This is a genomic window from Cupriavidus sp. OTU4054, assembly GCF_038440175.1.
GTDB classification, from domain to species: domain Bacteria; phylum Pseudomonadota; class Gammaproteobacteria; order Burkholderiales; family Burkholderiaceae; genus Cupriavidus; species Cupriavidus pauculus_D.
Map to the genome: position 1 here is coordinate 85,241 of NZ_JASATF010000011.1, position 25,229 is coordinate 110,469.

General features: G+C 60.0%; 15 protein-coding genes. 9 read left to right on the forward strand and 6 right to left on the reverse strand.

All coding sequences use genetic code 11. The features are described from left to right. Positions 1-32: 32 nt before the first annotated feature. The 4 genes from AAHB16_RS15030 to AAHB16_RS15045 form a co-directional block, all read right to left on the reverse strand. Positions 33-1,997: a DNA topoisomerase gene (locus AAHB16_RS15030; protein WP_342051301.1), complete on the reverse strand. Its 1,965-nt coding sequence runs from the start codon at positions 1,995-1,997 to the stop codon at positions 33-35. A gap of 53 nt (positions 1,998-2,050) precedes the next feature. After that, positions 2,051-8,440 carry a strawberry notch C-terminal domain-containing protein gene (locus tag AAHB16_RS15035; protein ID WP_342051302.1) on the reverse strand — a complete coding sequence of 2,130 codons (6,390 nt, stop codon included), beginning with the start codon at positions 8,438-8,440 and terminating at the stop codon, positions 2,051-2,053. Positions 8,441-8,585: 145 nt separating this feature from the next. Next, positions 8,586-9,302 carry a hypothetical protein gene (locus AAHB16_RS15040; protein WP_342051303.1) on the reverse strand — a complete coding sequence of 239 codons (717 nt, stop codon included), beginning with the start codon at positions 9,300-9,302 and terminating at the stop codon, positions 8,586-8,588. Positions 9,303-9,353: 51 nt separating this feature from the next. Continuing rightward, a complete protein-coding gene (locus tag AAHB16_RS15045; RefSeq protein ID WP_342051304.1) occupies positions 9,354-10,727 on the reverse strand; it encodes a YqaJ viral recombinase family protein in 1,374 nt (457 codons plus the stop codon). Between the two features lie 168 nt (positions 10,728-10,895). On the opposite strand from AAHB16_RS15045, the gene dnaG reads away from it, so the two are divergent. The 8 genes from dnaG to AAHB16_RS15085 all read left to right on the forward strand — a co-directional run bounded on the left by dnaG (position 10,896) and on the right by AAHB16_RS15085 (position 20,133). Next, entirely contained in the window at positions 10,896-12,644 is a 1,749-nt protein-coding gene (gene dnaG / locus AAHB16_RS15050) for a DNA primase (RefSeq protein ID WP_342051305.1), read from the forward strand. 71 nt (positions 12,645-12,715) lie between these two features. Further along, positions 12,716-13,135, forward strand: a complete 420-nt coding sequence (locus AAHB16_RS15055; RefSeq protein ID WP_342051306.1) for a hypothetical protein — start codon at positions 12,716-12,718, stop codon at positions 13,133-13,135. Then, positions 13,135-13,623 (forward strand): hypothetical protein, encoded by a 489-nt coding sequence (locus AAHB16_RS15060; protein WP_342051307.1) that lies wholly within the window; start codon positions 13,135-13,137, stop codon positions 13,621-13,623. The genes AAHB16_RS15055 and AAHB16_RS15060 overlap by 1 nt, the downstream gene beginning before the upstream one ends. Further along, positions 13,620-14,153: a lytic transglycosylase domain-containing protein gene (locus tag AAHB16_RS15065; RefSeq protein WP_342051308.1), complete on the forward strand. Its 534-nt coding sequence runs from the start codon at positions 13,620-13,622 to the stop codon at positions 14,151-14,153. Before AAHB16_RS15060 ends, AAHB16_RS15065 begins: the two co-directional genes overlap by 4 nt. Continuing rightward, entirely contained in the window at positions 14,153-15,562 is a 1,410-nt protein-coding gene (locus tag AAHB16_RS15070; protein WP_342051309.1) for a secretion/conjugation apparatus DotM-related subunit, read from the forward strand. The genes AAHB16_RS15065 and AAHB16_RS15070 overlap by 1 nt, the downstream gene beginning before the upstream one ends. A gap of 21 nt (positions 15,563-15,583) precedes the next feature. After that, positions 15,584-16,711, forward strand: coding sequence for a hypothetical protein (locus tag AAHB16_RS15075; protein ID WP_342051310.1), 1,128 nt, complete (start codon positions 15,584-15,586; stop codon positions 16,709-16,711). Continuing rightward, positions 16,708-17,187: a hypothetical protein gene (locus tag AAHB16_RS15080; protein ID WP_342051311.1), complete on the forward strand. Its 480-nt coding sequence runs from the start codon at positions 16,708-16,710 to the stop codon at positions 17,185-17,187. Before AAHB16_RS15075 ends, AAHB16_RS15080 begins: the two co-directional genes overlap by 4 nt. Positions 17,188-17,436: 249 nt before the next feature. Continuing rightward, positions 17,437-20,133: a TraM recognition domain-containing protein gene (locus AAHB16_RS15085; protein ID WP_342051312.1), complete on the forward strand. Its 2,697-nt coding sequence runs from the start codon at positions 17,437-17,439 to the stop codon at positions 20,131-20,133. A gap of 68 nt (positions 20,134-20,201) precedes the next feature. Here the strand turns inward: AAHB16_RS15085 and AAHB16_RS15090 are convergent, their stop codons facing one another. Together AAHB16_RS15090 and AAHB16_RS15095 are read right to left on the reverse strand one after the other, a co-directional pair. Further along, positions 20,202-21,281 carry a hypothetical protein gene (locus tag AAHB16_RS15090; protein ID WP_342051313.1) on the reverse strand — a complete coding sequence of 360 codons (1,080 nt, stop codon included), beginning with the start codon at positions 21,279-21,281 and terminating at the stop codon, positions 20,202-20,204. 40 nt (positions 21,282-21,321) lie between these two features. Continuing rightward, positions 21,322-23,421 carry a helicase-related protein gene (locus AAHB16_RS15095; protein ID WP_342051314.1) on the reverse strand — a complete coding sequence of 700 codons (2,100 nt, stop codon included), beginning with the start codon at positions 23,419-23,421 and terminating at the stop codon, positions 21,322-21,324. A gap of 96 nt (positions 23,422-23,517) precedes the next feature. On the opposite strand from AAHB16_RS15095, the gene AAHB16_RS15100 reads away from it, so the two are divergent. Then, the gene (locus AAHB16_RS15100) at positions 23,518-25,164 is read left to right on the forward strand and encodes a hypothetical protein (protein ID WP_342051315.1); all 1,647 of its coding nucleotides are present in this window, start codon (positions 23,518-23,520) and stop codon (positions 25,162-25,164) included. Positions 25,165-25,229: the final 65 nt, after the last annotated feature.

A 25,229-nucleotide genomic window follows, 5' to 3' on the forward strand; every position in this document is an offset into this window, starting at 1 on the left:
TCTGTGGTCGTGTAGTGGGCTTGGACGGCGTGTCATGCAGCTTTCTTGGCCGCTCCGGTGCCCTTTTCGTTCGCTGCGGCTTGCCGTGGCGCTACTTGCATTCGAGCCCGCTCGATTACGGTCTTGACGTACTGAATCTGGGAGTCAATCACCCCCTGCATTTCGGCTTCTCCGCGGGCGATGGCGCTCAACATGAGTTCCCACTTAGCGGTGGTAGCCACGTCCGTTAGCCAAGGGGGCAACCGCCCAATGGTTTCCTTTCCGAACGGCGTGGATGTGATCTCATGGCGCTTCCCCTTTTTGGTAGACAACAGGAAGCCTCTCTTCAGTAGGTTTTGAAGAATAGGCCCCCGGGTGCGTGAGGTGCCAATGCCTTGCGTTTCCTGAAGCAGTTCCCGGTCGCGCTCGGTCTTTGCAAACTTGTAGGCCGAAATCATGTCCTCCATCAAGCTAGCCTCGTCATAGCGGCTCGGGGGCTTGGTCTGTCCGCTCTCGAGGGTGACGCCGGTGGCGGAGAGTTGCTGGCCGACTTCCAACTTTGGAAGTCTCCGGGGCGCGCCACTGTCCGTAGTCTCAGAATCCGCTGCCTCGGGCTTCTCCAGCTCGCGCCAGCCGAGCACCAGGTCGCGGCGCGCTGAGGCTCTGAACTCGTCCGGTCCGAACATCACAACGAGGCTGGTCTTCTCGTACTCGTAGGGGGCGTGAAATTGCGCGAGATATCGGGTCACCACCGTCTCGTACACGGCGCGCTCCGCGTACTCGGAATCCGAAAGCGCCGGCACGTGACCAGTAGGGATGATTGCAAAATGCTCATCCACCTTCCCATCGTCAAAAGCACGAGACCTCCTGCCCGGCTCAGCCTTTGCGCACTTTCCCGGGAACACGGACGCCAATTGCGCGATCACAGCGGGCGCATCTCCATGCATTGCCGAGGGGAGGTACTCGCAATCGGTACCCACGTAGGTAATTGCCTTGTGCTTCTCGTAGAGATTCTGAGCCGCCTTTGTTACCTGCTCGACGGATAGCCCGTGTTGCTTGGACGCGGTCGCCTGCAATCGACCCATGGAAAATGGCAGCGGTGGGTTTTCTCGTTCCACCTTTGTTGCTGCCACAGCGACCGTACCGGGGGCGCCGGCTTTAATCGCACCCACGATCCCAGTGGCTAAGGATCTGTCTGTCAAGCGGCCCGCCGAATCAAACCCGGCTGTCCCTGAGGCATCCTTCCGCTTCTCCCAGCGCAGCACCGTTCCGTCGGCCAGCGTCACAACGGGAACGTAGTAGGTCTGGGGCTTGAATGTCTGGATTGCCAGATCGCGCAGTACCACCATAGCGAGAACAGGCGACTGGACGCGCCCAACAGACATGGTCTTGATGCCGGTGAGTTGCTGGTAGGCCATCGACCCGTTCATGCCGAGCAACCAATCCATGATCTGGCGGGCGTTTGCGGCCATTCGCTGGCGAATCCAATGCGCTGCGCCGTTCTTTTCTAGCGCCGTCACAGAACGGTCAAGGTCTGACTCGGCTTTTGAGGTGATCTTTGCCCGCAAGAACCGGCTGTCTGCGGGATCGAAACCCCAATACAGGAACATCTCATCGAAGATGAGCTGCCCTTCTCGGTCAATATCGCAGGCATTAACGATCTGGCCAGCCTTCTTCGACAACTCGCCTATCAGGTTGAATCGCCTTGGCGGTCGCAGTTTTCCCTTCTCGTCAACGTCCGGCTTCGGCTCGAACTTGAACGGCTGTGGGATCAGAGGCAGAAACTCAAAATAGTTACCGGCATTCTGCTCTTTAGTAAGGTACGCGGAGGGCGGCAGCATCACTAGCATGTGCCCGAAGAGCGGACACACGACGTCGCCGGTGTCCAGTGCGAAATATCCATCCGCCGCCACGGTTTTCGAATTGAGGACCTTCGCGCGCTTTGTTCGAACCAAGGCGTGGACGATGTCCTTGCCGACGCTAGGCTTTTCGGGGATCCAGAGGCGCTCGATTCTCAACGCAAATTCCTCACCTTATTTCGTTTTCGTATTCTACCTCACAACATAAGAAGTTAGCCAAGGTCTCGCGGAGCGGCGACGATCGGGGCGGCGTGCTCAGTGTCGCCATAGACGTCGCCGGTCGCGTCCGCTCGGCCATCCATCTCCCCACTAAGATCAGCACGAGCTATCTGCGTCGACTCATGTTCTTGCTGAACCTCCATCGATGAGCCTGAATCGGCGGTGGCGGAGAGAAGCTGTCTAACCTGGTCGCGTCGTTCCTCCTGCTCCGCAACGCGCGCGGCGCGCTCCTGAGCCAACGGCCCGACGAGCTGCTCGTAGTAGCGTTGCTCCGCAAGCCGAGCTGTCCGGTAAGACCCCGGATTACGACGGGAGACATACAGCTGCAGTCCTTGGCTGCGTACCATTGCGTGAATAAGCCGCTCGCGGCCCTCCCACGTTTCCGGCAAACCAATGTGCATGACGGTTCGGCTCTCCGACTTCCCCGTTCTCGTGGCCGAGAGAGTCAAGGTGAGCGGGTACGTCTGGTCTGGGTGTGCTGACTCCCACGCCTTCTGGTCCCGTTCGACAGCCTGCTTCATCGTCTTTACGAACTTGGCTTTCTCGGACTTCTCGAGGTCCATCTCGACACGTTTGTTGGCCAAATCAATATTGAACCAGTTCTCGTTCTTCGCCCCGGATTGGCCAGTCGACAGCGCAGACTTGAATGAGACATGCGCGTAGACGCGACCGGAATCGACGTGATCCCGGTCGCCGCGACTGCTGACGGCCGCTTCAATGAAGTTAATGATCATGCCCTTTTGATGCAGCCGCAAAGGCATGGACATAACGCTGAACTCGGATTCACCGCCCCAACCCCGCTTGTGAATCGAGATTGCCCGGTGGCGCTGCCCCGTTTCATCGGTGTAGGTGATTGCGGTGCCCTTCTTTGTAGCAGCAGCCCACTCCGCAGCCTGGAACAGATTGCCCACCAGCAGTGACCGAGTCATCCGCACCGGGCCTGGCTCGAAGTCCCTGAAGCGTCGCGCTGCGTCATGCAACTCATACCGCTTCGATCGGCTGAACAGACTGCCATCGATATGGATGCGGTGGAATTCCGGCGCAGGGCCGGCCCGGCGCAGCAAGTGCGATGCGGAGAGAATGACGGGCTTTTCTTCGCCAGGACTCGCCAAGTGGAAACGCCACTTGGACAGCATGCTTTCTTCGTTGGACGGCGGCATATCAACGCCCACGATGATCATTCGACGGTCGGCAAAGAAGTGGGCAAATTTGCTGCCCTCCTCCTCGCGGACCCAGATCTGAGTGCCAGGTGTGAGGTACGGAAGGACCGTTTCGGCAAACAGCTTTCGCTGGTGAGATTCCTTGACAGCGTTGTGCTCGCTATCGGCCAGTGCTTGCTCGATCGTCCCGAACTTGGTCTGCGAGAGACCAATCAGCTTCTTTGCTTCGAGCACCTCGGCGGCCTTGCGCGCGGCTGGCATGAATGTGAGTGCCTCGAACTTCGGATCATTGCCCCACTCCCGTTGGAACCGCTCAACCCACCATGAGTGACCGGGAATTTCGTCAGCGCTCCAGGTGCCGAGCTTACGCAACGCAGCCGAACAGGCCTGGCCGTCGCTAGCGACAGCGGCCTTCACATTCATGCGCCATTGGATGCCGGCCGGTTTGCCCTCCATTTGCGCTGCCTCGGGGTTCGAGTGCCAGATCGTTGCTGTCTCACCAGAACGCGACATCAGCGCCATGAGCCGCAACTCAGTCTCGGTACCGGGGACACGGGCGCCGAACGTCAGCATCTTCCCTCCGATCGCTGAAAGTCCTCGGAGCTTGGCGGCGGCCTCCCCATCCGAGGCCGAGATAGCCTCCGAGGGAATGGATTCGATGATTTCGTTAAAGATCGAACGGGCAAACTGCTCAGCCCTCTCCGGCGCACTAGCCTCTGCTTCCCTGTCCAGCGCGCGAAGCATTGGCGCGCTCATAGACCGAGTCACCCCCCGCACCGGCACGCGGCCTGTCAGCTCCGAGCCCTTCAGAGCGGCGATTTGCTCGGCGATACGAGCCTCGATCTGATCCCACTGCAACGGCTGGTAGTCTTTCTGGTATGCGACGTCGCGAAGGTAGACAGGGCCGTCGAACGCGCTCAGAAGATCAAGGTTCTGGTCCGTGCCCCACGCCAGCACCTCTCGATCGGTGCGTGCGCGCCAATCGTTGTCTTTGATGCCGGAGCTTTCCCCTGCGATCTCGCTCTGAATAACGGCATCGTCATAGGCCATATAGAGGTCGTCGTAGACCTTCTTCTGGTCCCGCGGCGACAGGAGCGCTATGCGCTGGGTAACCTTGTTGGCCAGTCCAGCTGCGTCCTGCGCGCTACGCAGCTCGATAGACATTCGCCCCGCAACACCGGGGTTCTCGAGCAGATAGTCTCGACACACCTCGTCTCCAAGGCGGTTCAGCAGGTCGGGCACATCTTCGATCAAGGCTGCGTTGTCACGCGAAGAGCGGATGTTCGCGGACAGGCCTGCGAGCTTCCGGTTCTGCATCATGAGCGTACGCATTTCCCCGTACAGGCCGGTGGTCAGGATGGAGATCCGTGGCGCGACAACCTGGTCGAAGCGGTTCACCCGACCGAACAACTGAATCCGCTCCGTAGGATTCTCGGGGATTTGGAACTCAATCAGCTCGCGCTGTTGAGTGTTACCGAAGCGCGGCGACGAGTGTAGAGACAATCCCGTGGCCGCTGCGCGGTTGATCGTCAACACGTCCAGGTTTCCCCAGTTGAAGTCTCGTACCGTGCGCATGACGTCTGTCTTCTTCCGGGCACGCTTGCTGATCTTGGCGAGGCCGGCTGGCTGGGCGGCGTCGACCGGAGTGAGCTGCAGGCTACGCCCGGAGATCTCACCAACTCGCTGTCCGGCCTGTTCCAGTCCCACCCTAATCACGTCCGCCGGCATAATCGGCATCTCCGGCAAAGTAGCAATCTTCGCCATGATTTGCTCAATGCCCGAGCGATACGCTGTGAGGTGCTCCCCAGTCACGCCGGGAACATCGGCGATGGCTAGTCCCCCAAGACGATCCTGGTCGTCGTCAACCCGAGCGGCACGGGCGTCGTCATCATCTGCACTGACCTCGACGGTCCGAATGGCGCCGAGACGACTCACCAGCGCCTTCATCAGGTCGCGCAACGTCGGCATCCGGATCGTGTCGATTTGCGATTGGGCACGGATGCGCTCATCAAGGATTTGGGTCGCTTGATTGACGAGCTCCGCATCGTGGCCGTCGCCATCTAGCGATACGCTTTGCGCCGCGCGCTGCATGCGAAGGGTCTCATCCTCGATGAGTTGCCTCACCATCGCTTCGCCCGTGTCCTCGAAAACGATCACGGGGCGGCGGCCAGCTTCAATCGCCTTCAGAGCGCGCTCGATGGCGTGGTCAGCCGACAAGGCTGCCAGCGTACGCCGCATCGCCTGATAGATTGCACCGCCGGTGCCGAAGCGGGACGCGAAGAGACGTCCAGCCGCTTGAGTGGCGCTGGCACGTGCGCGTCCAACCCGCGTCCTCGCATTATCGCGAGCAGCCACTTTCGCTTGCGTCAGTTCGCGACGCAGCCCTTGCAGCAGCGCGTCGGCCACCTCGAGGCCGGCAGTGTGGTGCGAGATGAGGCCCAGCATGGCCTCCTCTTCAGCTGATGGCCGTGCTTCGGGGGCGCGTGCAGCGACGAATTCAGCATGCCTGCTCTCCGCCGCACGCAGATTTTCCTCGGTGATGGCTCGAGCCGCGGCCTGCTCGTTGACGCGACGCTCAAGGGACTCGATCTCTTCGAGTTCTCGCCTCTCTTCGGCTGCCTCGGCTTTTCGGATTTCTTCGCGCGCGGCCTGAGCGGCCAACAGCAGCGACTTTGTCTGGGTGTTCGCGCGCTGCAGAAGGTGATCAATCTCACCCGATACCATGGCCATCATCCCGAGAATCTCGGACACCAGACCCGCTACCGCCGTATTTCGATCGGTACGAGGCGAGTCGACTTCGACCACAAAGTCGATCTTCGACAAGTCGTGTTCGCGACGGATGAAGCCGCCATCCCGGGCCAGCATCGCCGAGAAGACTTCGCCAAATTCCTCGCCGCCGCGGTTCATAGCGTCGGTGACCTGCTGAATATTCACCGACTCCGGGAACGCCCGAGAGTAAATGTGTAGGTTCTTCGCGGCCTTCGCCCAGGTTGCCGACGAATAGACGACGCCCCACGCGCTCTCTGCAATCTGATGGACCCGTTCGGCAGTGTTCGAATCCGATCCCGCGGCGAAGTGGGCCTCATCGAAGAACACCAACGCATCTTGGCAGTGGTTTAGCAGCCAGTCGCCCTTTGGAGAATCCTTGGAATTGACCTGCGAGTAGGTCGTGAAGATGATGTTAGCCCCGATTTCTTCCGGCGACAGATTCTCGGCGAGGATCGCCTTCATCCGTGCTGCGGGTACCGGCTCTGCAAGTACCATCCCCTCGCCGGCAATGTCGAGGATCTGACCATCTTGATTGGTGATGAACGGCCTGAAGCGGCCCCACTCCTCAATGTCGAGCAGATCGCGCGCCAGATCCGAGAACAGGTTTGCGCGATCGGTAAAGAAGATCACCGGTCGGCCCTGCTTATGAGCCCAGGCGGCAAGTGCGCTGAGGCTGCGGCCCTTGCCAATACCCGTTTCATCGCCAAGAATTGCGCCTCGACCCTGCTGAACCCGATTGATCATCAGCGAGATCGCGTCAATTTGTTCGGGCGAGAAGCGCTCAGGTAGGGTCTCATAGCCCATCCCCAGCTCATGCGCAACGAAATCGTCGATCTGGCCCCGCTCCTCCTCGAGCTTTGCAAGTGCATAGCTGAGCGATGCCTGGAGATTCTTCGGTACCATGGTGCTGCCTGGGCCCGTGCGCGAGAAGGCTGTGTACGGGCGCTGGTAACGGTTCTCCTCCCTCAGATCGCCAACCTTAATCGGCTCGTCTGGGTCGACCGCAACCTCGGTGGCGTTCTCGCGCAGGGTAAGGGTCTCATCTACGACGGTTTTAACACCGTCCCAGTCGAAGCAAACCGGCAGCTTTTCAGCTTCGGCATATCGCCGATCGTCGGCACGCCGCTGCCGATTCAGGAAGACAATCACCCGCGTACCGTTTGGAGCCCCACCCGGTTGAGTCAACGCCCGCGAAACGTCGAAGGCATACTCAACTGTGCCCACCGCCTCAAGCGAAGCGATGTATTGGCGAAAGTCGGCGGAAAGGCGGCCAGAGTCCGATTGCATCTCGCCGGCGTCGAGCGTCAATACCGCCCGCGCGCCGGGCAGTAGCGACGCGGCAAGGGCCTCGGGCGCTGCTACCCCCTCGCCGCGAGCAGCGGCTTGCCAGTCAACATTGTGGGCAAGCACGCCATCGTGCCGTGCGTTCGGTTCGATTTCGTCGGCCCACGTAACCCCAAGGTTCCAGTGGATGTTGGCCTCGGCCAGTGCTCCGTCAGAGCCGGACCGAACGGCGAGGACCTTCATGCCCCGCGGGAGATTCGCGAATCCGGCGCCGTTGCCAGCGGCTGGCACAAGCACGCTGGGTTCCGGATCGCCCTCCTGTGCTGGCGCAATCCCCAGCAGCCGCTGTGCAGCCAAGGCGATAGGCATCGGTACTGGTGCGGCCCCAACTTCTCGGGTGACGGCGCCGCCTGGCATAGACTCGTAGATGTGGACCGCATCACCCCACGCGGCCGCCGCGCCTTCGTGCTCTCGCATGAGGTATTCGATGAAAGCGGCCTCGATAGCGCTCCACGCCAAGCGCATGCTGGCCGCGTCGGTCGGCGCGTCAGGAAAGGTTGCGCGCACGAAGCGATGAAAGTCGGCCTCGCGCTGAATCTCCCCTAGGTTGACTTCACGTAGAAAGCCTTGGGCGCAGGCGATCAGATCACGCTCGGTCGACGCCCGCAGGAACGATGTGGGACCCATACCGGCGCCTTCCCGGATCATCGCACCACCATCGGTGACCAAAGAGCGGCCGGTGATGTCCTCGAAGATCCGCGCTCCATCGGCGTTCCTGCCAAGAAACAGTCCGCTCTCGATCAACCTTGCGAGCTCGGCAGCTTCGTCCTCACGTCGCTGGCTAGCGGACTCCTCACGAGTCGCACGGGAACGGCGGGCAGCGTCGAGATCAATGAAGAACTCGCCGCGGGTCATGACCCGCGTCGCTGCGTTTGGCCAAATGGATCTGAACTCGCTCGGGCGCGCCTGCTCACCATCGCGGAACGGACGGATCAGATATGCGCCAGTGGGGCTCGAGCGAAACTTCAATTCCTCGATGACCCTTGTGAACAAGCGTGTGCCGGGCTTGATTCCGGTAATGACGTACAGCAAGCGGCTATCCAGCGAGGCTACTCGCAGCCGTACGCCAACCGGGTCATTCAGGTCGATCCATTTTGTCGTGGCAGACATCGCTCACTCCGATGCAATGATTTGGACTCCGTGCACCGGAGACCGATGACTGGGCTCACCCAGAAATTTCAGATGGAAAAAGGGCCCGACGCCGACTAGCGCCAGGCCCCAACAGGCGCCGCGTCTTCGCGCCCTGAGAAGCCTGTTAAGCGGCTTCGCGCTGATGTGCTGCCCGCGCGATGTCGTCCGGATCGATGAAGTCCTCGTCCGAAGCACCTTGATGCTCATGCTGGTCGGGCTTCTTTGCAGCCTCGCGCAATTGATCGCAGGTCGCTTTCAGGTATGCCGTCGCTCCGTCAACCCACTCATTCAGAGCAGCGTAGTTGCGTTCCTTCGAGTCCCGGCCACCTTCCAGCTTGAGGAATGGCGCTTCGGGCAGGCCCGCCAACGGCTCTCCGGTTTCGTCCGAGCCGTAGTTCGGCTGCACGGGCTCGCCGTCCTGCTTGACGCTTACCCACGCCATATCCGACTGAACCACCTTCTCGCCAATCTTCTCGCCGGCCTTGGTGAGGCCCGGGGTGATCGAGAAGGGGCGGGTAAGATCGGTGCCGAGCAACTTCGCGAGAAGTCGCGCACCAAAGTACGTAGCGTCACCGCCGGACTTCAACGAGAAGCTGACGGCCGTGTTGTCTGCGAAATAGACCGTGCCGACGGTCTTGTCCTTGTACTGCGGGTTGTTGCTCGGCTGCTCGCGGATCTGGAAGCCGTTGATCTGGCCTTCGATCGTGTCCACCTGCTGATAGACAGCCTTGCCGGAGGTCGGGTCACGCTCCCCGGTATTGAGCTTCATGGTGCCTTCCTTAGCATTGATCTCGGCGAACTGCACTTTTCCTTGGCCGGGGCCGCGTTGCGTGAATGCCATGATGATGTCCTTTAGGGATAGAGATGGGCTTGATGAGAACGACCGGGCCGATTAGGCGCGCTCGCGTTGGATGGCGGGCACCTCATGCACCGACTGCCCGTCGTCTTCCTCGCCGTCGCTCTGTTGCGGTGAAACGAGCGGGGCAAAGTTCGATTCGACCCACGCTTCAGCCTGGGTCTTGAGGTTCTTGTCCGTGGCAATCTTGATTGTCTCGGTCTCCACGGAATCTGCATCGTGTCCATGCTCGGCTAAAGCCTGGTAGATCTTTGAGCTGTCATACGATGGCATAACGAATTGGTCGAGACCCACTCCCATCTCGGTCAGGTATGCGACCATCTTTTCCGCGTCGTACTTCGGCTTTCCAGTCGCCTTCTTGGTGCACGTTGAAAGCACCGCGTCTCCAAGCAACTCTCTGGCCTTCTCGATGTTCACCGACGCGCTTGCCGTCACCGCCAGGTTTCCACTGAACACCAGGCGCTCACCGCCGAAGCGCAACTTGGACAGCCCGAGACCGTCGACAAGGCGCTTGCGCTCGACATCAGCCGCACTCTCCAGTGCCTTGGAAAGGGCGAGCAATCGGGCGATCCGGCCGGCGTGCGGTGACCACGCTTCTCGGTCACCATCGTCAATTTCCATCCGCTTGGAGCGGACGTACGGTGGGACTTCTCCACGCAAAACGCAAGCCCAATAGTGATCACCCGCCTCCCGAATCAGATCGCAGAGCTCGGAGCGGATTGGCACGAAGTCGTTGCGCAGCCGCCAGTTCGCCCAATCAAATTGCGATAGGATCGCGCCGTTGATGTGGATGTTCTGCTCGGCACACAGGATTGCGCCCTGATGGAGCTGGGTGGTGTATTGGAAAGAAACGGCTTCTGCGTCGTCGACGGACGTCGGCGCTTTGTAGTCAGCCAAGTACCGGCCTTGTACTGGGACGTCGCCTGCCGACGTCTCCATAGACTGTCGCGGCAATACGACAAGATCGTCTGGCGAATATCGCATCCACGCGCGGGTCCCCTTCGCACTAGCCAGCTTCTTGAAAGCAACGGCGTCGCGAGTCGTGCCAAATTGACGGTAGAACCGCGCACGATGACTCTCCTCGTACTCCGTTCCTCGGCGCATCGCCGGCGTCGTGGGAGTCGGAGGAGCTTTTAGCAGCTTCTCCATCGCCCAGTCGTGGGCGCTGAACATGAAGTCTGCTCGGTGACCGAGATAGTTGCGCACCAGTCCCCCAATCTCGCTGCCGCCGATCCCCCCGGCTCGGGTCATGTGCCACGACGCCTCGTGCGGCATGTGCGCAATCACATAGTCGGTCCATTGATTGGCATCGGCCAAGTCGATAGCGTCCCGCTGCGGGAGCTGGTCGAGCTGCGCGACAAGCTGCCGACGCAATTGCTGAAGCGCGGACGGATCCGGATTGGTGGTCATCGATGGTCCCCGTAGACCGCCACGGTCTACGATGAAAACGGAAGTATCCGTTTATCTTGCGTTTTAGTATGTTAGTTCGCAATTTAATAACAGCTCAACCGAGTGTCAAGGGCCTTACATCATCTTGCGTGTTAGTATGCCAATACACAATAGATAGTCACGCGATCAATGAGCTTCTCAGCCCGCAAGCCTGGTCCTCGTTTCGAACCCCGACCACGTCTGACTGACGCATTTATTGCAAGCGTCAACGCAGCCACCGATCTGGAGGACCTGGTGTCTGAGTCCGTAGATTTGCGGCGGAGTGGGAGCACTGTCATGGCGAAATGTCCGTTCCACAGTGACAGCACAGCATCCCTATCCGTTTCGTCAGAGAAGGGATTCTTCAATTGCTTTGGCTGCGGCGCCGGCGGCAACGCGGTGAGGTGGACGCAGCTCGCGTACGGCCTCTCGTTCCCCAAAGCTGTGCAATTTCTGTCTGAACGGGCTGGGATCCCGTTCCCATACCCTGGGGCCGTTCCTCACGCAAACCCGCGGGTCGCTCCGGTGGTAAAGGCTAAACTTGATGCCCCACTGCTGCCCTCCGTCCCGGCCGAGAACCTTTACCAAGTAACCAGGATCGCAGCCGATGCGTACATCGCCGCCCTCTCCCGTTCGCCCGACGCAATCGCATACCTTGAACGCCGGGGAATCACCCCGGAGATCGCTCGGCGTTACGTTATCGGCTTCGCTCCCGACGAGTTTGGCTTTCTAAAGGGCGCGTTCGGCGACTATGCAAGGAATTCTGACCTTATCGCCGCAGGCTTGTCGAAGGAGAAAGTGAGTCCGGAGCGCTCCACTCGCTGGGACTTCTTTCGGAAACGGATCATTTTCGGAGTTCGGGACAAGGACGGACGGCCGATCGCCTTCGGAGGACGTGTTCTCCCCGGTGATGACGGTCCGAAATACCTCAACACCCCCGAAACCGACATCTTCCGTAAGGGTGAGGTCGTCTATGGACTGTACGAGGCGGTAAGCGCTATCCGCACTGCCCGGCGTGCCTGCGTTGTTGAAGGCTACATGGATGTGCTTTCGCTTGCCGGAAAAGGGGTTAGGAACTCCGTCGCCTGCATGGGTACCGCGCTGACCGAGAATCAGATCGAGCAGATCCTTGCCCATACAAAGGATGTGCTCTTTGTCATGGACGGCGACGCCGCGGGGCGCAAGGCCATGCTACGCGCACTGCTTCTAGTCATCCCCTACGCCGCAGCCAATCGGTTCCAGTTCCTCTTGCTCCCAGATAATCTCGATCCAGACGAGTTTGTCAGAGCCCACGGCCCTGGTGTATTCCGAGAGGATCACCATCTCGGCCTTGGCGAAGCCTTGAGCAAGCTTCTCGCTGAGCAAGTCGACGCTGCGGATGACGTAGGTAAGCGCAGCTTGCTGCAGCGGGCGGTCCGTGCAGTTGAGAAGCTAGCCGCCTCCAACCCGCTAGCTGCCGACCTCAAGGCGCGTGTGGGCCGAATCGAGGCGCTCTCATCCCCCACGCTCGGGCCAGCACCTGGCCGCTCTGCGACGAAACCTGACGCCAAGCCTGCCATCCCTCCTGCGGGGGAACAGTTGTTAAATGCCGCAATGCGACTCCCGACGGAGGCCGCTCGAGCTCGCATTACCGTCAACTCTGTTTTCGGTGCCGGAGCTGGCCCGGATATGGTCGAGCGGGGATTTCTCGCCAGGCTTGACGCAGCCATCGCGGCAGGAAAGGCGGTCCCAGTGCAATGCACGGAGCCGGAACGACGCTCATATGAGCGCGTGCTTGACGCCAGTGGCGCTATTGCCAGTGAGATCCGTCGTTGCAGGGAAGCCGCGGCGGCCGAGCGTCGAATCGCTCGCGGAGAGCCGTCTGACTCCGCATATCTTTCCACGCGGACTCGAGAATGACGGCCCAGCAACTGGTGACTACTATTATTTCGTAGTACCATGCTGCCGTGAAATATAAGAGAGACTTGCCGATGAACATTATCGAAGGTGAGACCCCCGGATTATTCGCCGACGGCGTAGCGACCGTGCTCTATGGCACCCAAGGTCCGCTCGGCCGCGCGCAGCTCGAACGAACTGCGCTGCGCAAGATGCTCGCTGGCCTGCCGCGGATAGTGGGGCAATCCGACCCGGCTCGGAGTCATGCATTGGAGCAGATCGACGAACTACTCAGGCGGCTCTCGGGTGACGTCTTACTCGAAGCAGCACGCGCATTCCAAGGAATCGACCCCAAACTTATCGAAGAGATTCCCGAGTTGGCCAAGATGCGCGATCACGTGGCGATCAGTCGCTCCTGGGCAGCTCTCTTCAATCCTAACAGCCTCTCGCGTCTCGCCTCCGCGATTCGGGATGAACGCACGCTTCCGCCTGACGGCGACAACGGAGACGCCTGATGGGAGCTCTCGGCGCCGTGGCGAAGATCATCGCCGCACCGTATATCAGGCTCGCCTCCGAGTCCGTCGAAGCTGGCAGGCGCGTGAGGACCGCATACGAGCAGCTTCAAGGGTTGAAGGCACACGAAACCGCTTCTCCGCTGATCGTCGACGCAGACAACGAGCGCGCAGCGTTTGATGCGTTATTCGCTCTCAACAAATGGACGGACCAGCAGTTGGCGGTGCAAAGGAGCGCGATTGTTCGTGCCAAGTGGGCGATGCTGGCTACATCGTGGGTGATGGTCTGCTTGATGCTCGGAGTTGTGTTTTTCTTCCCAGGCGTCGTAGGCGCCTTGATCGGCGTCTTCGGGTTTGGACTTGCTTCCCTGATCTGCTGCGCGCGCATGGTTCAGTGCGCCCTCTTTCAGACCCAGATCGACCTTCGAGCTCTCATCAGCTTTCGCGCCTTCCTCGCGCGTGACGACTTCTTTCATCGCCTATTCAAGTGAAAACCCACCGCCTGATATCCACAATTGCGGTGTCCTCGCTGCTGCTTGCGACGGCTAGCGGAAATGCGCAGACCTCGGCTGCTGTCATGGAGGCACCGCGTCAGATCCAATTGCCCTCGCACATTCCGGCGCAGTGCGTCTCCGATGCCGCCACTCGTTACGACGTTCCCGCTGTCGCGCTACTTGCCATCATGAAGGTCGAGTCGGGCGGTCGCATTGGCGCTCTTGGCCAAAACACGGACGGCAGCGAAGACTGGGGGCCTGCCCAAGTGAACAGCCGCTCGTGGGGGCGGATTATGGTCGAACGCTTCGGCATCCCTAAGTCAGAACTCATGACAAATATGTGCCAAGCGCTGATGGTGCAAGGCTATGCATTGCGCTCTGAGTGGGATTGGTGTCGTCGGGCCGGTAGGGCAGACATCTGGTGTGCCATTGGCAAGTACCACTCGCCGACCCGGAAATACCAAGACATCTACGTTCGCAAGGTCTGGGGGGCATACCAGAGCATTCTATTGCGCGGGGTGTTTTGATGGCACAGACATCAAAGAGGGAGGAGGACAGCGTTTTAGCATGGACGCTGCTGATTCTCGGGGTCGTAGCGCTCTTCGTTGGCATGATCTGGTTGGTGGGCTCCCATCTCGTCGTCTACTACTTCACCCCAGTTTTAGACGTTCTCGCCGCTCCCTATCGGTGGTTACCGCGATCGGCTGTCGGCACCATTCCTGCCGACCTTGACGCGACCTTAATCCTCTACCGCGCCTATCCGAATCGGATCGCTCTACTTGACTGGTTGGGCTACTGCAATGTCGCGTTGCGCCCAGCGGCCGTCGCGTTTCTCGGCGTGGCAGCACTACTATTCTTCCGGCAAGTTCGGAAGGTTGAACGGTCGCGCCTGAACAAAAAGATGTCGCCCGAACGACTGGCCGAAGACATGATCACCGTCTTTACGGACATCGCGCCTGTGGTCAAGATCCAGAAGGCTCTGATTGACGACCGGCTGCCCGGTTGGCGTCGCCAGACTTTCCCGGACGAGTTTTTGCGCCAGGCCCGTGTGGGCGGCAAGCCGGTCCTCGTGATGGACGAGGCGTCCGAACGATTGGATGACCCGAACGCTGACCGCGATAGCCAACTCATCGTTCACCCTGAACGCCTTGATCAACACCTACAGGCTGATCGAATCATCCAGGTAGGTGACGAGCGCTTGTTGCAAAAGCGGTATCTCGGCAGGCAGATCGTCAACCTGATGCGCGACATGAAGAGCAAGCCCGAGGATGTCGTCTTTCCGGATAGATTGTCGGATGCTGGCAAGGTCATCTTCGCCATCATGGCCCCATACGCCTTTGGCGGCCCGGCTGGTCGCGCAGAAAGTCGGCGCCTTTACGACGCACTCAACCTGTCGGCGTTCGGATCGCCGACCGGAATGGCGAACTTGTCCATTCCCTTGGCGGCCGAGACCTTCGAGAAATGGCGAGCACACCCCCTCGCCCGGAATTTGGCAAAGATCCATCACTGGGAATACACGTTCCTCTTCGGACTGCTTAAGCAGGCGAGGCGTAACGGGAAGTTCGGCCCGTGGTCGTTCATCTGGATCAAGCCAACCGACCGCGTGATGTTCTACGTGCTCGACTCGGAGGGGCGCGAGACACCGCACACCGAAGGAGCAATGTCGTTCAGCCAGTCCGAGTTTGAACTACGGTGCGCCCGACTCGGATATCTACCAATTCGGCGGCGTGACGACAACACCTTCGAACACATCGTCTTATCAAAGTACGTCCATCAGGGATTGACCGAGGAATGGGAAGCCTGGAGGTCTGGTGCCGATGAGAACGAAGACTGGTGGCAAAAGAACGACGTATGGCGCTCCTCGAACAGCGCAATCCTCGACGCGTTTGCATCCATCAATGCAGCCCCTCCGCCGCCGCCCACCGGCGACAACTGATAGTCGATCCATTACCAAGCTATGACCAAAGATCAAGAGTTATTCACCGTTAAGGTTGTCCGTCTATCCGCCGCCGAATCCGGAGGGCTTGACACGATCTCCGTCGCAGCTGATATCCCGGGAGGCGGAGCAGCAACGACGGTTGTACCTACGTCATCGTTTGCCCAAGGGTACTCAATCTGGATCGATGAATCGGCTCGTCATTCCGGATTCTCGGCGGGCGGCAGGGTCAGTGCGTACACGGTAAATGTCAAAGTGACCGACACCTTCGCCACAAATATTCTTGAACTCCATGCGCCAAGCAGGGAACTGGCGCTCGCGGTCCAGCACGAGCTTTCCAAGCAGGTTCAAGCCGCGCTGCGTGGAGCACATACGCAAACCCAGCCCAGCCGAGCATCGTCGTTCGCCGCGGCGATGCCGGTGCACAGCATCGTCCGTCCCTCGTGGCGCAAGCGGGTGATCGTTAGTGGCGCTGCGGTAGTCGGCATTGCCGTAGTGGCGGTTGTGCTCGGGTTGGGGCATCGAGGCACACGATCGGAGCCGCTCGATCCCATCAATCCCGTTCTACAGGCGGATCCCTCGCAGGCTGCTTCGTTCGCGTCGCCCACTGGTCCACAACCGCTCGCACAGTTGATTCCAATTGCGCCGCCCACAGGTCCGGAGAAGGACATGGACGTCACAGGCAACCAACTCAACGACGTCGATATGGGAAATCTCAAGACAATGGGTGCGAAGGTCGGCATCCAGCTCCGAGCCGGTGAAGTGCCATTCTATGTGTTAGCGGATCCGGCTTGCGCCGCGTGCCGAGCTCTCGAGCCGATTTGGACTCAAGTCCCAGCCCACTACAAGCCGATCATCATCCCTGTTGGCTTCCAGACCGGTGGTGAGGCGTTGGCAATTGGTATCCAGTGCAGCAAGGATCGGGTGGCTGCTTGGAAGAAGACATTAGCAGGGGACGAGTCGCTCGCCGTAAAGCGGAGCGACTGTAAGGATGGCGCCACCAAAGTCACTGCCGGCAATCTGTTCTTTCACTATCTGCGGTTGACCGGCACTCCGACAATCATCGCACCGAATGGCGTCATTGCTTCCGGTGGAGATACGGTCGAGACCCTGACAGCCTTTCTGAAGCAGAACGAGGCTGCCAAATGAGCAGCGATATCGATCGTTTGGCTGATGCAGTCATGAAAGGCGCCGGAGGAATCGGCATGGAACGCTTCCTTGTGCCGAGTGCCGTGGAGAAGGTCCGGCAGGCGGTCAACTGCGGCGACGCGCGCCAGATCACAGAAATTCTTCTGGAGGTCGCAGGTGATGCGATCTCTATCGCGGCGGGCCGCTCGCCTGGTGGTGCGCCCGCGATAAATGCCTTGGCAGAAGCCATTGGGCCGAGCCTTGCTCATATCCGCCAAAAGAACCATCCCGACGATTCGAAGGCTGCCGCCATCCTCGCAACGTGGCGAGAAGCGCTGATCGACTGGTCAGTGTCAGGAATTGCAACAGGGGACACCGGCCAGGCTGACCTCTCGAAGATTGGGAGCTTGATCGGCTCCCCAATCGGGCGCGAGCATGCCGCGGCGGTATTCGTCGGCGCCATTGCCGTCTGCCAACACGTCCTCCGAGATCAATAAGCCCGGCGAATCCGGCCGTCGCAACCTTCATCATTGAGAGCCGTGACGAAGTTTATCGAGTCCCACCACGAAGTACCCATTAGCCGGCGCATAGCCGACGTGCGCCCTTGGAGTGAACGGACGCAGGAGTGGCTGTCAAAGCCCTCAAACTTTCTCTTTGTCGCTGGCCCGACGGTGTACCTATGCGCGGCCGCGCCGGTCCTACTGCCTCTGGTGGCTCCGGCGTTCCTCTTGGCGCATTGGAGCGTCATGAGCCTGAGAAATGCCCTCCCCTACCGGTACCCCGCCTCCAATGGCACCGTGGACCCAGACGGCAAGAAGGGGGACGGCATCCTGCTGATCGGAGATGTCCGCTCCGATTCGCCCTTCGAGAAGTTCAAGCAGTGCTGGCTTAGCGACGACGACCTGCGGAAGCACTGGCTGATTCTGGGGTCCACTGGCTCCGGAAAATCGGAGACGTTGAAGGGGATTTTCTATAACGCTCTCTGCTGGGGTTCTGGATTTTTTGCAGCGGACGGCAAGGCCGATAACAAGCTGCCTGCTGACGGGTACACGATGGCCCGTGCATTCGGGCGTGACGATTCATTTCTTGTCTTGAACTTCCTGTTGGGCGGCAAAACGCCTCAACAGGTCGCTCGGTCCCGACGCCGTCGCACGAACAAGATCAATCCTTTTTCAGGGGCCGACGCGGATACCATCATTCAGATGGGCGCGAACCTCTTGCCGAAGGCCGAGGGCGATGGCAAGGCCTGGCAAGAGAAGGCTCTAGCCCTCTGGCGCGCGGTGATTACCGCCCTGTGCTACAAGCGCGATACGCAAGGTACTGCGTTGTCAGTCGGGATGATCATTGACTATCTCGCTCTTCCCAAGATCGAGGAGTTGTACCTTGAGGGATACGACGAGGCACAGGAGCGCGCCGACAACTCCTGGTCCTATGGCTACGTAGGCATCAAGAATTACTTGGATTCTGGCTGCCCGGCCTACCAAGTAGAAAAGCTTCTGAAGAAGAACAATCGTATTGTCGATCCCGCGGCGGCACCGGCGGGACCAGCTCGCGGCGGCGCCCGTCCTCCGACGAACGACCAGGACAACGTCGCGTACGAGCAGCACGCCTATCGCACCGGCCAGCTTATGCCGGTGCTAAACCTGCTGGACAAGACCTACGGCTATATTTTTCGGTCTGCATTCTCCGAGATCGACATGATCGACGTGGCGCTCCACAATCGCATCCTCTTCCTGCTCATCCCCTCTCTTGAGAAGTCGAGCCAAGAAGCGGAGAACCTCGGCAAGCTGACGATAGCTTGTCTGCGGGTGATGATGGCCAAGAACCTCGGTTCAGAGTTGGAGGGTACGCGCGAAGAGCTCCTCGACTCCAAGGCGACCAACGCGCCGTACCCTTACATTGCCGCGCTCGACGAGCTTGGCTATTACTTTGCCGACGGCATCGCCGTGATGTTTGCTCAGGCGCGCAGTTTGGGTCTGTCGCTAATGGCTGCCACCCAGGACCTCGAGAAGCTCACGGAAGGCAGTAGAGCCGCGGAGGCGGGTGCCATGCTTGGCAACACCGTGAACAAGGTCTTCATGAAGATCGACGACCCCAAGAAGACTTGGGAGCTCGTGCGGGAAATCGTCGGTAAGGCCTACGTAAGCGTCTTCAATCGCTTTGAACAGGTTGGCCAGAACTTCCGACGTGATGATTCCACTTCGATCACCGAGGTTGAGCGGGTATCTTTCAAGGAGATGCAGACGATGACGCCTGGCCAAGGGGTCATAAATGCCCTTGGTGTAACCCAGCGAATCAGCACGTTCTATATGGGCGGCTGGCTTAACAAGCTGAACAATCAAAAGTTCCACATCAACCGGTTCCTCCAAGTGGCGCCGTCCACAGACGAAGACGTCGCGGCCCTCTGCATGCCTATCCGCACAACTAGCACAGGTGGGTCAATCGACGTGCACCAACGTATGCTCGACCAGCTGCGATATGTGCGCGAGGTTCCGCCCCTTTCTCACGTCGCCTCCGCTACGTCAGCGCCCGTCCTTCCGCTCTTCCAGACACTTGGTAATGTCGCGAAGGCGCTGGACACTGTCGAGAAAGAAGTCCCGCCGATGGAGCGTGGGATTGTCCTTTACTTGGCTGCCAAACATGCACTCGGTTTAGGTGGAACATTCCCCAAGGGCTACGCCGTGCCGGGACTACCTGGCGCCGCACCCACGAATCCCGCCCAGTCCACGGACGAGGCGATCTCGCAGGGAGAACTGCTTGGGGAAGGGCGTGAGGCAGCTGCCCGCGCGCCGGTGACGCACTTTGCTGCGGTGTTGGCGACGGAGGGTACATTCGACACCGTTTCCGGTGTGCTGGACGAACATGGCCTTCCGGATCCCCTCGCACTGATGCGCCGCCCGGTAGCCGAGGTCCTCGGGCCGCCGCCAATGACTCACGTACGCGAAGACTTCGTGTTCGCCCCGCCGCCTCCATTGCAGTTCGACGAGGAGGACGAAGTCCCCGCGGCTCCTATGACCGCTGGAACACCGGGAGGATGGCCGAGTGGCCTAGATGACTTGGTCGACCCTGCAGACATGACGCCGGACCAGCAACTTGACGCGATTCTTGGCAGCGAGGCCAGCGAATCGTTGCGCCAGCCACCAGGCTCGCCGCGGTGGATTGCAGATTCCGTGCTAGCGGCCCATGGTATGGAGCATCAGCCTCGATCGGCCGATGCCTCAGTCGTTGGCCTCTCTGACGAGGCAATGTCCGAACTGGTGAACGTTGAAGCGGAGCTAGGAAGCCCGACACCAGCTGCGTCAGCGCACACGATGCAGCAGATCCTTGCGGCGCAGGTTACGCCAAACACTATTGGCCAAGGCGAGCTCACCGTTGAGCAGCTAGACGCGTTCTTCGCGCGGTTTGCGCCTCTGCCCGACGACGACCAAACTACAGCGACATAACGACACCGGCCAAACCATGAGCGGGGAGCCTTGAGAGAAACGGTCTCTCAAGGCCCTCTGAGGCTCGCCTACTGCGCAGGACGATCCCGCTTCGCCAAATACGCGTCATCAGGGTCCTGGATATCATCCGGGTCCACTGCATGGCCACCTGCCGGCCGTTGCGTAGGCGGTCCGAAAGTCAGGCCCTTGGGTTTGGCGGGCGCCTCGCCAGCGGGCTTTCCTGCGTTCGCGGCGATCTCTTGGATGCCCATTTTCGCGGCCCTCATAGCAAGATTTGCGGCGAGTTGCTGAACAAGTTGTGGCTCTTTCAGGAAAGCTTCGACAATCTGCTTCGCTTCCGGCATCAAGGCCTGTCGTGTCCCCGGCTCCTCCATACCAAAGATCATCATCCGAGCCAGGTCGCGGCGGTTCAAGCCAAGCCCGTTATTGTGATCAGCGATGCCAGCTTCCTTGAGCTTCTGCTCGAGCTGGCCGATCAGCGCCTGGGCCTGCGCTTCGTGGTCCCGCTCCATCGCAAGACGCATAACGAGTTCGGCGACCTTGTCCGGCCCTCCGTCTTTGCCCATCATTGCCTGCGCCTGCTTCAGGATCTCGGGATCCTTGAGCACCTCGGCGCCAAGCGCGGGCCAGCGGTGCGCGATCTCTTCGGCTGCACGGCGCAAGGCATCCGCCGGAAAACCATGTTGCTGCGCCGCCCCGACCCCGACGGCCTGCGCCGCTGCAGCGCTTCCAGACGCGGCAGTCGCCTCAGCATATACGGGCGTTGGATTACCGCGTCCCATGAACTTCGCAGTAACAGGATCGGCTCCAACCGCCCCCTGGTGGTCAGATGATTCCGGTGCAACGCCAGCCACCGTTGCTGTCGCCGCTTCTCCGGACCCAACACCTTCGGAGCTGCCGCTGAAGAGGCGCTGGATGTATGCCAAGACAGCCTTCATGAACCGCTTAATCCAGTCAACAACTTGGCCTACAAAGGACCCGCTCTTGTCGAGGATCGAATAGCCGCCAGTCCAGCCCTGCTTCTCAGTGCCGGTTGCCTGCGCCGCTGCTTGAGCGACAGGCCGTTTCTGCCCCGGCGCCGTAGAGGTGTCGAGATCCTTGTACTCAACGTCTTCCGGCTGTCCGCCGGCGAAGGAAATTGCAACCATGGTTTCTCCCTTTTGTGAACTGCGGGTCCCAAGGACCCTCTTAGTTGAAGAGCCGATCCTGCGAATGGCGCCTATTAGTCGAGCCTTCCCTCTCCTCTGCCCGCTCGAGCGTCCCCGGGAGGTCAATCCTGTTATCGAGGAGATCTCGGGGGCGGATCGGAATGAGCTTGAATACGCTCGACGTAGCGCCGCTCTGGGCGGTGCCTTCGAGCTCGCCCGCTCCACGATTGATCAGGTCATGTGCTGCGAGCTCGAACCCGTTCGAAATTCGCGTCATGACATCCAGTCGCTTGCGGGTCTCCGCCGACAAACTAGTGAGGTCATCAACCATCAGAAAGCACTCACCGAGGCCTCCGGCGCGAGCCAAGCGGCCACGCATTTGGTGAAGCTGAGAGGTGCCGAAATGGTCTGCATCGCGAATCACCATGACAGCCACATCCGGTATGTCGATGCCGGTCTCAAACACGGTTGACCCGATGACTATCGGCGTACGACCGCTGCGTACGCCTTCGATAGCGTCGCGCTTGTCGTCGTCACTCATATCCCCGTAAAGGGTGGCCACCTTGCCAGGGAACGCCTTTTCGAACTGTTCAGCAGCTTTCAGTACCGACGAGCGGTTGGCATCAACATCACCATCTTTGCCAGGTGCGGTCTCAGTGCCAACTCGAGGCAGGAGGATCGCAGCCCGCTTACCAGACGCGATTGCAGTCTGGATTGCGCTAACCGTCCTCTTTCGCTGCCCAACATCGATGAGGAGGGTTTGAATCGACTTTTGAACCGGCTGCTCTTCAATCGTAAAAACCTGCACCCCGGGAAATAGCGACAGCGCCATGGTGCGTGGTATCGGTGTCGCAGACACATCGAGGACATGGGTCCAAGGGCCCACCATTCGCTCCCGAGTGGTCGTGTCGAGCTTGTGCTGCTCGTCCGCAATGAGGAAGTTCGGGATGTACTTGGCCTTCGCAGCTACCGTGGTCAATCCCGCGGTCCCGACGAGGATCGCCTGCGGGTCAACGATTTTCCCGCCAGCTTCTACTCGTTGCACGGCGACTTTGTCGCCGAAGCGGCGAACGATAGCGTTAGCGATCTGGTCGGCCAGAAGTGATGTCGGTGCGAGAATGGCCACACGAGCGCCCAACTGACAGGCGGCTACTGCAGGCGCGAGGTAGGCAAGCGTCTTGCCAGTCCCAACGTCACCACAGAGCAATCCCTTCATTGGCGTGCGGCTCTGTAAGGCAGCGGCGATACCGGCAGCGGCGCGTTCCTGGTCGCCGGTAGGCTCCTCTGGCTGAGACCGAAGCAAACCCGCGGCCCGATCGACGAGTTTCCCGCTTCCGCCGGCGCCGATCGCAGCATCCGGGTGCTCAACGCGTGCGTTCTGCCTCAAGGCCGCTGCCTGAATCGCTAAGCAGGCGATGCGCTTGGAGACAACGAGCGCGGCACTGCCCTCTTCCGGGGTCGTTGGCGCATGCAGCCCAGCCAACAGGTCCTCTAGATCGACAAATTGCGCCGGCGCCTCGCAAGCTTCGAGAATCTGCTCCTCGGACAGACCACATGCTTCGCAGATCGCGGCCACCGCGGCACTCAGCGCCAGATCAACATCCTGATCTAAGGCATGGCCTACCAGGGAGTTAACCGCGCTGCCCGCCACCCGGCCCTGAATGCCAAGGTAGACCGGCATGACTTTACCGACGTAGCGTGTGTCCAATTGCTCTACGTTGTCCAGGCACAGCTTTGACCCGAAGCGTACCGGCCGAGCCATGATCAGAAGGGAGTCACCAACCTTAGTGTCCTTCCATCCCCAGATCGAGCCGAAGATGCCCATAGTCGCCCGCATGCCCGCCGCGTCGGCCACCGAAATGTCGAGCCTGGCGGTCGCTTGCCCGAAGGGCGAGCTCAGCGGAACCTTGGAGCCCGACGAATAGCCGAGAATCGGCTCCCTGCCATCCTCCTCGTCGCGTTCGACTACACGCACCAGCATCGGAACAGCACGTTCGACTCCAGCCACCTCCGCAAAGCGTTGCGCTACTCGACGGAAATCCTGATGCCTGGCCGGGGCGCAGAGTAGCGCCTCTTCAATGCGGCGCAGGCCTAGCCGCGAGACGGTGCGCTCGAAGGTTGGATTGGACAAGATGGCCATTTCGTCGGCTTCAACAAATTTACACTTATAATCATACGACAAAATAACTTTGCGCCGATTGTTTGGCGTCCACTCGCCGTCTCTGACCTGACCCGTATGAGAAGCCCATATCGATACCTCAACGCCGGTCCCTCCTCCCGGCTCTTCAGCGTCCTGGCAGATCAAATCGCCAAGTCCCAGACGAAGGCTCCGGTTGCGCAGTGGATCTCTTTGATCGGAAAGCTGACGCAGAAGGGTGTGAAAGGCAACGAAATCGACGATTCGAATCTTTTGCCTACTTTGGCGCTTCGCGACCCAAAGCAATCGCTGACGCGCGAGGAATTGCTGCAACTGCTGGTGTCAACCACTCCCACGATCAAGGAGATCGAGTTGGCGCGGCCGAAGTACGAGAGGTACAAGCAGCCTGGTCCTAGCGTCTATCAGGAGACGCTATATGTCCTCAACAGTCAGCGAGCGAACATCGAAGACCGGATGGATGAAATTCGCTTCGAACTCGAGGAGCTGGACTTTGACTTGAATCGTCTCGCCCAGGACCCGGGCGCCGTAGTCCGGCTCGATGCTGAGCGCCGAGCATTGCTCGCATCTGTTGGGAAGGCTCACGATTTCTCGCAGCATCACTTTTCCGAAATGGAGGACCCAGAGCGTCCTGGGCAGCGAATCGCCAACCTCTTAGCTCATGCTCGGACGACCGTCCGCGGTGACCTCTTCATGGTTGAAGAGATCCAGTCGGACTGGGCACAGCGTGGGCGTCGCCAGGATTGGAACGGCATCCCCACAGGTCCTTTCGTGACGAATACCGAGCTCTGGTCAGGGCTGATTCTGCGCCGGACTCTTCAACGGGCGGCCGAAAATCCTGACATTCGCCGTGTCGCCTGGATCACGGGCAACATGCGAAATGGTTCGAACAATGAGAGTAACCCCGACGGCTTGAATGACTTTTACCTAAAGATCCTCCCGAAGATCGGCGACAAGGCTCTCAAAGGAAGTGATCAGAAGATCAGGATGACGACCGTCAAGTTCCAGGAGAATGGCCCCGAGCTCAGCGTGCCCGGGTTTGACATGACACCACAAGCAAGGGAGGCCCTCTTGAAGCCCCAGCCCATGTATTCCCGTGACGTGCTGCAGAGCACCCTCGCCGCGCTTAGCGACGATCTGCCCGAGCATCAGCAAGCCTATCTGAGCCGCGCCCGAGAGATGTTGGGCTCGGTCGCATCTGTCAGGCTAGCCTCGCAGATCTACGATGCGACAGGATTGGAGGTTGCGGGAAGCCAGATCAACCGAATGATCCTTCTGTCCCTGCGCGCTAAGGAACCCGATCGCGTTTTCTATCACGAGTGCTGGCACTACGCGCAAGAGCATCTCATCGAGCAAGAGAAAAACGAAGCGATCGATCGAGCGTTCCGGGTTGGATCTCCGCTACACGAATTGACCGTCAAATGCCTTGCCGAGCGCGGACTTCGCCAGGCCGCAGAGCAGTGCCATGACCCCCGCGAGGCAGCCGCACATGCGTTTTCACTCTGGAAGACTGGCGCGCTTGCGCTCCCCAGCGACGATGTGCGGGATTTTGCTGATGTTGCCGGAACGTTCGGTGTGATCGGGCGTACTGCCGACGGCTTCTTCACCTGGATGCGTCGGGTGGCCCGAGAGGCCAACGTCGAGAGCAGCGCGTCAGACGTTCAGCTCGTCGCGGCAGTTTTCGAGCAGTTGGCCGCCGGGAATTTGGCTGAGCACGGGCCGGGATGACTCGGATGACGACCGCCCGCAGGCCACACGACCGCGGATGCGATAGCCCCGTTCACCCGAGCCAA

Coding starts and splice junctions, on each gene's coding strand:
- AAHB16_RS15085 (WP_342051312.1), top strand. CDS start 17,437: ATGAGCCTGAGAAATGCCCTCCCCTACCGGTACCCCGCCTCCAATGGC.
- AAHB16_RS15070 (WP_342051309.1), top strand. CDS start 14,153: ATGGCACAGACATCAAAGAGGGAGGAGGACAGCGTTTTAGCATGGACG.
- AAHB16_RS15075 (WP_342051310.1), top strand. CDS start 15,584: ATGACCAAAGATCAAGAGTTATTCACCGTTAAGGTTGTCCGTCTATCC.
- AAHB16_RS15045 (WP_342051304.1), bottom strand. CDS start 10,727: ATGACCACCAATCCGGATCCGTCCGCGCTTCAGCAATTGCGTCGGCAG.
- AAHB16_RS15090 (WP_342051313.1), bottom strand. CDS start 21,281: ATGGTTGCAATTTCCTTCGCCGGCGGACAGCCGGAAGACGTTGAGTAC.
- AAHB16_RS15100 (WP_342051315.1), top strand. CDS start 23,518: ATGAGAAGCCCATATCGATACCTCAACGCCGGTCCCTCCTCCCGGCTC.
- AAHB16_RS15035 (WP_342051302.1), bottom strand. CDS start 8,440: ATGTCTGCCACGACAAAATGGATCGACCTGAATGACCCGGTTGGCGTA.
- AAHB16_RS15060 (WP_342051307.1), top strand. CDS start 13,135: ATGGGAGCTCTCGGCGCCGTGGCGAAGATCATCGCCGCACCGTATATC.
- dnaG (WP_342051305.1), top strand. CDS start 10,896: ATGAGCTTCTCAGCCCGCAAGCCTGGTCCTCGTTTCGAACCCCGACCA.
- AAHB16_RS15055 (WP_342051306.1), top strand. CDS start 12,716: ATGAACATTATCGAAGGTGAGACCCCCGGATTATTCGCCGACGGCGTA.
- AAHB16_RS15040 (WP_342051303.1), bottom strand. CDS start 9,302: ATGGCATTCACGCAACGCGGCCCCGGCCAAGGAAAAGTGCAGTTCGCC.
- AAHB16_RS15095 (WP_342051314.1), bottom strand. CDS start 23,421: ATGGCCATCTTGTCCAATCCAACCTTCGAGCGCACCGTCTCGCGGCTA.
- AAHB16_RS15080 (WP_342051311.1), top strand. CDS start 16,708: ATGAGCAGCGATATCGATCGTTTGGCTGATGCAGTCATGAAAGGCGCC.